General features: G+C 56.1%; 6 protein-coding genes. All 6 read left to right on the plus strand.

Annotated elements, in window-relative coordinates:
• The first annotated feature begins 256 nt into the window (after window positions 1-256).
• The 6 genes from QMM04_RS19280 (at window position 257) to QMM04_RS19305 (ending at window position 7,520) form a co-directional block, all read left to right on the plus strand.
• Window positions 257-1,495: an MFS transporter gene (locus QMM04_RS19280; protein WP_282996790.1), complete on the plus strand. Its 1,239-nt coding sequence runs from the start codon at window positions 257-259 to the stop codon at window positions 1,493-1,495.
• 310 nt (window positions 1,496-1,805) lie between these two features.
• Window positions 1,806-3,227 carry a sodium:solute symporter family protein gene (locus QMM04_RS19285; RefSeq protein ID WP_058759283.1) on the plus strand — a complete coding sequence of 474 codons (1,422 nt, stop codon included), beginning with the start codon at window positions 1,806-1,808 and terminating at the stop codon, window positions 3,225-3,227.
• Window position 3,228: 1 nt separating this feature from the next.
• Complete coding sequence (locus QMM04_RS19290) at window positions 3,229-4,419, plus strand: exo-alpha-sialidase (RefSeq protein WP_282996787.1); 1,191 nt, start codon at window positions 3,229-3,231, stop codon at window positions 4,417-4,419.
• Window positions 4,416-5,093: an SDR family oxidoreductase gene (locus tag QMM04_RS19295; protein ID WP_141496178.1), complete on the plus strand. Its 678-nt coding sequence runs from the start codon at window positions 4,416-4,418 to the stop codon at window positions 5,091-5,093. The genes QMM04_RS19290 and QMM04_RS19295 overlap by 4 nt, the downstream gene beginning before the upstream one ends.
• 210 nt (window positions 5,094-5,303) lie before the next feature.
• Window positions 5,304-6,272, plus strand: coding sequence for a glycosyltransferase family 8 protein (locus tag QMM04_RS19300; RefSeq protein WP_282996788.1), 969 nt, complete (start codon window positions 5,304-5,306; stop codon window positions 6,270-6,272).
• A complete protein-coding gene (locus QMM04_RS19305; protein ID WP_282996789.1) occupies window positions 6,273-7,520 on the plus strand; it encodes an O-antigen ligase family protein in 1,248 nt (415 codons plus the stop codon).
• The last annotated feature ends 150 nt before the right edge of the window (window positions 7,521-7,670 follow it).

Genomic DNA, 7,670 nt, shown 5'->3' on the forward strand with positions numbered 1-7,670 from the left:
ATTAACGCTTTACTGAATTATCTGGAATGATTCGGCTATTTTCAAAGTAAAACAATCAGTCTGCTAATATTCAGAACGCCATGTTTAACTGTTAATCCGGATAAGCACCTGTTTTTACAGCGCACATCCAGCCATTGCCTGCCCCGGTCAGTTATCGCACTCTATGGCGTGAAAAACATAAGGAAAGCCGATGGTGGCTTTTCACCAGGCCGGTGCCATGACGCCGGCCGGTTCTGCTTCAGGATGGGATAAAACTATGGGTTCACCGGTCACCGCAGCGGAAGATTCGCTGCTGCGACACAGGTCGTTCGTCGCCTTCTGGCTGGCGCGTACCTGTTCATCGTTTGGTTTTCAGATGTTCTCCGTGGCCGTCAGCTGGCAAATCTATGCGCTTACCCACAGTGCTATGGCGCTGGGCATGATCGGTCTGATGCAATTTTTACCTTCGGTATTGCTGGCGCTGCCGGCGGGTCACCTTGCGGATCAGTATGACCGTCGCCGCATCGTGCTGCTGGGGCAGCTGATAGAGTGGCTGGCGCTGCTCGGGCTGGTGACGCTGACGCTGCTGCACTGGGCGGGTCGGATTGAAATCTGGGGACTGGTATTCCTGATTTCGCTGGCCAAAGCGCTGGAGTGGCCGGCAATCACCTCAATGCTGCCAGCATTGGTACCGCCGCCCGTCCTTGCGCGCGCCATGGCGGCCAGCTCGGTGGGTGGTCAGGCGGCGGTGATTGTCGGTCCGACGCTGGGCGGCTTACTGTACGTGGCCGGGCCGGAGGTGGTGTACGGTGTTTCGGCGCTGTTCTATCTGTTGTCGATTGTGCTGGTCAGCCGTTTGCGCTACGAACGACCGCCGCAGGCACGTATTCCGGCCAGCCTCAGCACCATGTTTGCCGGCGTCCGCTTCATCCGCGAACGCAAAGATGTGCTTGGGGTGATCTCGCTCGATCTGTTTGCCGTGCTGCTGGGCGGCGCCACGGCGCTGCTGCCGATCTTCGCCCAGGATATTCTCCATACCGGTCCGTGGGGGCTGGGCATGCTGCGCGGTGCTCCGTCGGTCGGGGCGCTGCTGGTCGGGGTGTGGCTCAGCCGTCACAAGCTGGAAAAGCACGTGGGCATGATCATGTTTGGCTCGGTAGCCGGTTTTGGTCTGGCTACGCTGGTATTTGCGCTGTCGACGCAGCTGTGGCTCTCGCTGCTGGCGCTGGCGGCACTCGGCGGCTTCGATATGGTGAGCATGGTGATTCGCGGCGCGCTGGTGCAGCTGGACACGCCGGATGAGATGCGCGGGCGCGTCAACGCGGTCAACGCCATCTTCATTAATACCTCTAACCAGCTGGGAGAGTTCGAATCCGGCCTGTTGGCCGCATGGTTCGGTGCGGTGCCCGCAGCGGCGATTGGCGGTGTCGGCACCCTGGTGGTCGTGGCGCTGTGGATGGCGCTGTTCCCTCATCTGCGTAAACGGCAGAAACTGGAAAACGACAGTCTCGCCTGACGTTCGCGGCTGCCCGGCGCGGTGGCCGTGGCCGGGCACGCAGTCTGCCTCGCTATCTCACACAGTTAAGTTTGATTATTATTAATCACATTTGACTGTTTGTGAGCATGATCAAACTAATTAAGCGCCAGTTAATCTATAAATTGCCCTGCCTGTGCGTAAATTTATTCATTTTTGAGTGAAGTAAATCATTTTGCACGGTGCGGGGTAGCCAGCGCAGCGACGCAACAACAATAATCATGGCCGCCTCATTAACGGTGCGTGTGAAGCCCGGCACGCACCACGACCCTACGTTATCAATGAGGCCAACATGAAACAGTTCTCTGCAGAAGGGATGGTGATTATTGTCGGGATTGTCATTGCCTACATCCTGTTCACTACCTGGCTGACCTGGCGGTTGCGCAGTAAAAACAGCGGCGACTTTATGGCGGGTTCAAACGTGATGCCAGCGTTTGTGGTCGGCGTGATGCTGATGTCTGAATACATTGGTGCCAAGTCAACCATCGGTACGGCGCAGGCGGCTTTTGAGGATGGCTTTGCCGCGTCCTGGTCGGTGATCGGTGCCGCTATCGGCTTTCCGCTGTTTGGTATTCTGCTGGTCAAACGCATCTACAACACCGGCAAAATTACCATTTCCGGCGCGATTGCCGAGCGCTATGGCAACTCCACCAAAAATATTATTTCTATCATCATGATCTACGCGCTGCTGCTGGTGAACGTCGGTAACTATGTCAGCGGTGCGGCGGCGATCTCTACGGTACTGAACCTTGATCTCACCACGGCGGCGGTGATCACCGCGCTGGTCAGTACCTTCTATTTTATGTTCGGCGGCATGAAAGGCATCGCCTGGGTGACGCTGCTGCACAGCGGCCTGAAATATATCGGTATTCTGGTCATTCTCGGCGTGGCGCTGCACATGACTGGCGGCGTCAGCCCGATGATCAAAGAGATGCCGCACTTTTACTGGACCTGGGACGGTAACGTGGGCGCCAGCACCATTTTTGCCTGGATGATTGGCACCATCGGGTCGATCTTCTGCACCCAGTTTGTGATTCAGGCCATTGCCTCGACCAAAAGTGCGGCGTCTGCGAAGCGCGCGACCTGGGTCGCCTTCTTCTTCTGTATGCCGATTGCCATCGCCATTGCGCTGATTGGCGTGGCGGCAAAGTATCTGCATCCGGAGATCAACAGCCTGTACGCGCTGCCGGTGTTCCTGCAGGACATGAGCCCGTGGCTGGCAGGGATTGTCACCACCTCGCTGGTGGCATCGATTTTTGTCAGCGTCAGCACCGTGGCGCTGGCCATCGCTTCGCTGGTGGTGAAAGACTTTTATGTGCCATACCGTAATCCGACGCCGGAACGTGAATTTCGCATGACGCGCTGGCTGTCACTGCTGATCGGTTTCCTGCCGCTGATCTTCGTGCTGTTCGTACCGGAAGTGCTGAAGCTATCTTTCTTTACCCGCGCCATCCGTCTGTCGATTTCGGTGGTGGCGATCATCGCTTTCTACCTGCCGTTTTATAAAAGTACGCGCGGCGCGAACGCCGGCCTGATTGGTGCCTGCGTCATGACCTCGCTGTGGTATCTGCTGGGCGATCCGTTCGGCATCAACAATATGTACGTCGCGCTGGTGACGCCGGCGGTGATCATGCTGATTGACCGCCTGATCCCGTCACGCCAGCCGCAGCGCAAAAATGCACCTGATTCATCAATGCAAAACAGTGGAGCCTGACATGACCGACTCAACCATTACCGTCGAACGCAACGGTAAGCTTCATCCGCACGCGCAGGACGCGCAGCAGCTCACGGCGATGCTGCCTTCGGTCTGTCCGCAGAACCACGCCGCCAACCTGCTGCCGTTACCGAACGGTGATCTGCTGTGCGTATGGTTTGGCGGCACGCAGGAAGGCATCGCGGATATTTCGGTGTGGTGCTCGCGGCTGGCGCAGGGCAGCGCGCAATGGAGCGATCCTCAACAGTTATCCGACGATCCAACGCGATCGGAGCAGAATCCGGTGCTGTTTCTCGATCCGGATAACGTGCTGTGGCTGTTGTGGACCGCGCAGAAGTCCGGTAATCAGGACACGGCAATTGTGCGCTATCGCCAGTCACACGATTTGGGTCACAGCTGGAGTGCCATCGATACGCTGCTCGATCAGCCGGGCACGTTTATCCGCCAGCCGCTGGTGGTGCTGCCGAACGGCAACTGGCTGCTGCCGGTGTTCTATTGTCGCACCCAGCCGGGAGTGAAATGGGTGGGCAACGATGATATCAGCGCGGTGAAAATCTCCAGTGACAAAGGACAGAGCTGGCGCGATGTGACGGTGCCGGACAGCCTCGGCTGCGTGCACATGAACATTACGCTGCTGCAGGATGGCAGCCTGCTGGCGCTGTATCGCAGCCGCTGGGCTGATTATATCTACCAGAGTCGTTCGGACGACGGCGGTGAAAGCTGGAGCACGCCGCAAGCAACCGATCTGCCAAATAATAACTCATCGATTCAGGTGACTACGCTGCACAACGGCCATCTGGCGCTGGTGTTTAACGCCATGAGCGCACGTGATGCCAGCGAGCGTCGCCTGTCACTGTACGACGAAATCGAAGACGAAGATGATGCGGCGGTGGCCGTGGCGGCGCAGCCGGTGGTTCAGGGCGCACGCACCGCCTTCTGGGGAGCTCCGCGCGCACCGATGACGCTGGCTATTTCTGCCGATGGCGGGATGAGCTGGCCGTGGCAGCGTAATCTGGATGAGGGGGACGGTTACTGCATGACCAACAATTCACAGCAGAAACTGAACCGCGAGTTCTCCTATCCCAGCATTAAGCAGAGCGCGGACGGCGCGCTGCACATTGCCTACACCTATTTTCGCCAGGCCATCAAGTACGTGCGCGTTGAGGAGAGCTGGGTGAGGGACAAAGCATGAGCCGCCATGCACTGGTGACCGGTGTCAGTTCCGGCATAGGTGCGGCGATTGCCGATGTGCTGCTGACGCAGGGCTGGCAGGTCACCGGTTTTAGCCGTACGCCGGTGGAGAAAGATCATCCGGCGTTTACCTCCGTCACCGTCGACCTGTTTGACGCCAGTCAGCTGAAACGGGCTTTGGCCGGGCTGGCGAAGGTGGATGCGCTGGTGCACGCGGCAGGCATGATGCTGGCCGCGCCGCTGGGTGAGCTGGAGGAAGAGCAGGGGGCGCGGCTGTGGTATCTGCACGTGCAGGTGGCGCAAATCATGGCCAACACCTTGCTGCCGCAGATGGGCCACGGCGATCGTATTCTGCTGCTCGGTAGCCGCACGTCACGCGGCGCGGCGAATCGCAGCCAGTATGTCAGCACCAAGGCGGCGATGGTGGGCATGGCGCGCAGCTGGGCCGCCGAACTGGCTCCGCAGGGCATTACGGTCAACGTGATCGCTCCCGGTGCCACCGCCACGCCGATGCTGCTGCAGTCGGACCGCGCCAGCTCGCCGCCGAAACTGCCGCCTATCGGACGCTATATCCATCCCGAAGAGGTGGCTGCGCTGGCTGGTTTTGTGCTATCGCCGGCTGCCGCTGCCATTACCGGACAGGAGCTGGTAATTTGCGGCGGCGCGTCGCTGTAGTTTTATTCTCCAGCGTGCTTCTCCCATCGTAAATAACAGGATGGGAGAGGCTGCTTTTGTCTCGTCTGCGAAAACTCCTGGCTTACCGTGCTACGCTTTCTTTGGGTTTACCAAAGTGGTAATCTTTTACCGTTTTATGCTAAATCCAATTTTATTGTCTACATATTAAGTGGTTACGGAGTGTAGCGCTCCGCAGCAGAGAAGCGCGCAATGAATCATGATGTTCTTCAGGAAATAAACGCCGAACCACTTTTTCCGGTACAGAGCGATCAACATATTGTTTTTGGCGTTGACGGAAAGTTTAAAGCGCATGCGCTAATCACGATTCTGTCCATCATGAAACACGCCGGAGACCGCGTGTATCATTTCCATCTGATCTCTTCAGAACTGACACCGGCCGATAACCACCGGCTCGCCAGGCTTTTTCAGGGATCGCGCCACGGCGTGACGCTGCATCATCTGCCGGACCAGCTGTTTGCCACGCTGCCGGTCACCGAACTTTTTACCCGTGCGACCTACTACCGCTTTCTGGCACCGCTGATTTTGCCGCAGGCGGAAAAACTGCTCTATCTTGATGCCGATATGGTGTGCATTAATCCGCTCAATGAACTGTGGCAGATCCCGACCGGCCCTAAGGCGGTTGCGCTGGTGGTCGGTGAAATTGCCTCGCTGCAGCCGGTGCTGGCGAAGAATGCCGGCTTGCGCGGCGAGCGCTATTTTAACGCCGGCATGATGCTGATTGATGTGGCGCAATGGCGCGCTGGCAATATCAGCGAACGCGCGTTTACTTTACTGTCCGAACACGGGCGAAACTTCCAGTATCTCGACCAGGATGCGTTGAATATTTTACTGGAAGATAAAGTGACCTTTGTTTCTTCTCGCTTCAATACCCTGACCATGCTGGCCCATGACGATCGTGGCTATACGCTCGACGTGCCGGCGGAAACCTGCCTGATTCATTATGCCGGTGCGGATAAGCCCTGGCAGGTATGGAATCAACAGTTTGTGGTTCACCATTATCGCGATATTTATCAGGATTCACCGCTGTCCACCATGGCGTTTGACCAGCCAGCCAATGCGCAGCAGGCAAAAAGAATGTATAAGTCGCTTTTTCGTCAAAAAAGATGGTGGCAGGCCATGCTGTGGCGCCTGAAACATATCAAGATGAGGTATTGTTAAGTGCAAGCTCACGCTTTTCGCCAGCTGATGACGGGAAAAAATATTTACCAGCTCTGTTTTGTGCTGCTGAGTATCGCGCTGGCGTCGTCACTGGTGGTTGAAGCCTTACCGCGCAAAATATTCTATTTTTCCAGTTATCTGGTGGCTCTGTATTTAGTAATTCTGGCGGTGAAAAAACAGTGGCTAACAGATAAAACGGCCATAACGGTAGCGCTTCCGCTGCTCTTCATTGGGCTGGTCAGGCTCATCTGGGCAAAGATGTTTTCCCACGCTGAATTCAGTGATGTGGTGAATAACTACTTCCAGGGCGGTAAGCTGTTTATTATCGCGGCTTTTCTCAGCTATTTTATCGTCGCGTGGCGCCACTATCTTAGCCGTCCACTCCTGATAACCTGCAGCGCCATCTTATTTGTCGGGCTGCTGGTGACGTTAGGTTTCGCTATCAGTGAACACGCAAAAACGCTGACCCGCATCAGATTGCTGACCGATTCCGCCGGTACCGTCTCTTATCTGATTACCGCGCTGGCGCTCTGTACTTTGTACACCGGCCACCGGGTAATCTCCCATCGCGGCGGACAAATGATCTTATTCAGCGCGGTTTTTGTCGTGAATATGATGCTGATGATTCTGACCGAGTCACGCGCCGGCGTATTAACCCTGCCACTGATTTATCTGGCCTGGTTTTATTTTACCCATCGCTGGGCGGGTAAAATTTCGCTGGTGGTGTTAGCGCTGTTTATTATCGTGGGCGCTTTATTTATGCCGGGCAGCGTCTGGCAGCGCTTAGACAGCATCCACAATGAAGTTGATACTTATCAGACCAACAATAACACCTCGATTGGCGCCCGTTTCTCTATCTGGAAAGGCGGCTGGCACAGCGTTTCGTGGTCGCTGCTGGGGCAAAGTCCGGATCAGCGTACGGCAAAAGCGCGGGAATACATCACGCAGCATGAGCGCCACAATCCCGAAGCGTATAAAAACGTCATGTATCACCTGCACGATGATTTCCTTGAAACGCTTTCGCTGCAGGGGTTCGCTGGCGCACTTTCCCTGCTGATTTTTTACCTGGTGCTGCTGATAGTAGCCGCACGCCGCGGCGTCGCCGGATTAACGCTGCTGCCGCTGTCAATTATCATCTTTGGGCTGACCGACACGGTGTTAATTCAGAGTGGTTCGGTGCTAATCCTGGTGATGGCGATTATCATCAGCTATGCCATGATTCATCCGCCTGAGAAAGCATCGTCCTGATAAACCGGCGCTGGCATAGCGCCCGGTAGTTACAGCGGTTTGTTTAACTTCAGAGCCAGATATTTCTTTTTAAAGCTGGTTCTGATTTTACTATCGAAAAGAAAAGACAGTGGCCTGATTTTAGTGATCGCCTCAATAACCTGCTTTCTG

This window comes from Pantoea sp. Pa-EAmG (genome assembly GCF_030024295.1).
GTDB lineage: Bacteria > Pseudomonadota > Gammaproteobacteria > Enterobacterales > Enterobacteriaceae > Pantoea > Pantoea dispersa.

Coding starts and splice junctions, on each gene's coding strand:
- QMM04_RS19290 (WP_282996787.1), top strand. CDS start 3,229: ATGACCGACTCAACCATTACCGTCGAACGCAACGGTAAGCTTCATCCG.
- QMM04_RS19300 (WP_282996788.1), top strand. CDS start 5,304: ATGAATCATGATGTTCTTCAGGAAATAAACGCCGAACCACTTTTTCCG.
- QMM04_RS19280 (WP_282996790.1), top strand. CDS start 257: ATGGGTTCACCGGTCACCGCAGCGGAAGATTCGCTGCTGCGACACAGG.
- QMM04_RS19295 (WP_141496178.1), top strand. CDS start 4,416: ATGAGCCGCCATGCACTGGTGACCGGTGTCAGTTCCGGCATAGGTGCG.
- QMM04_RS19285 (WP_058759283.1), top strand. CDS start 1,806: ATGAAACAGTTCTCTGCAGAAGGGATGGTGATTATTGTCGGGATTGTC.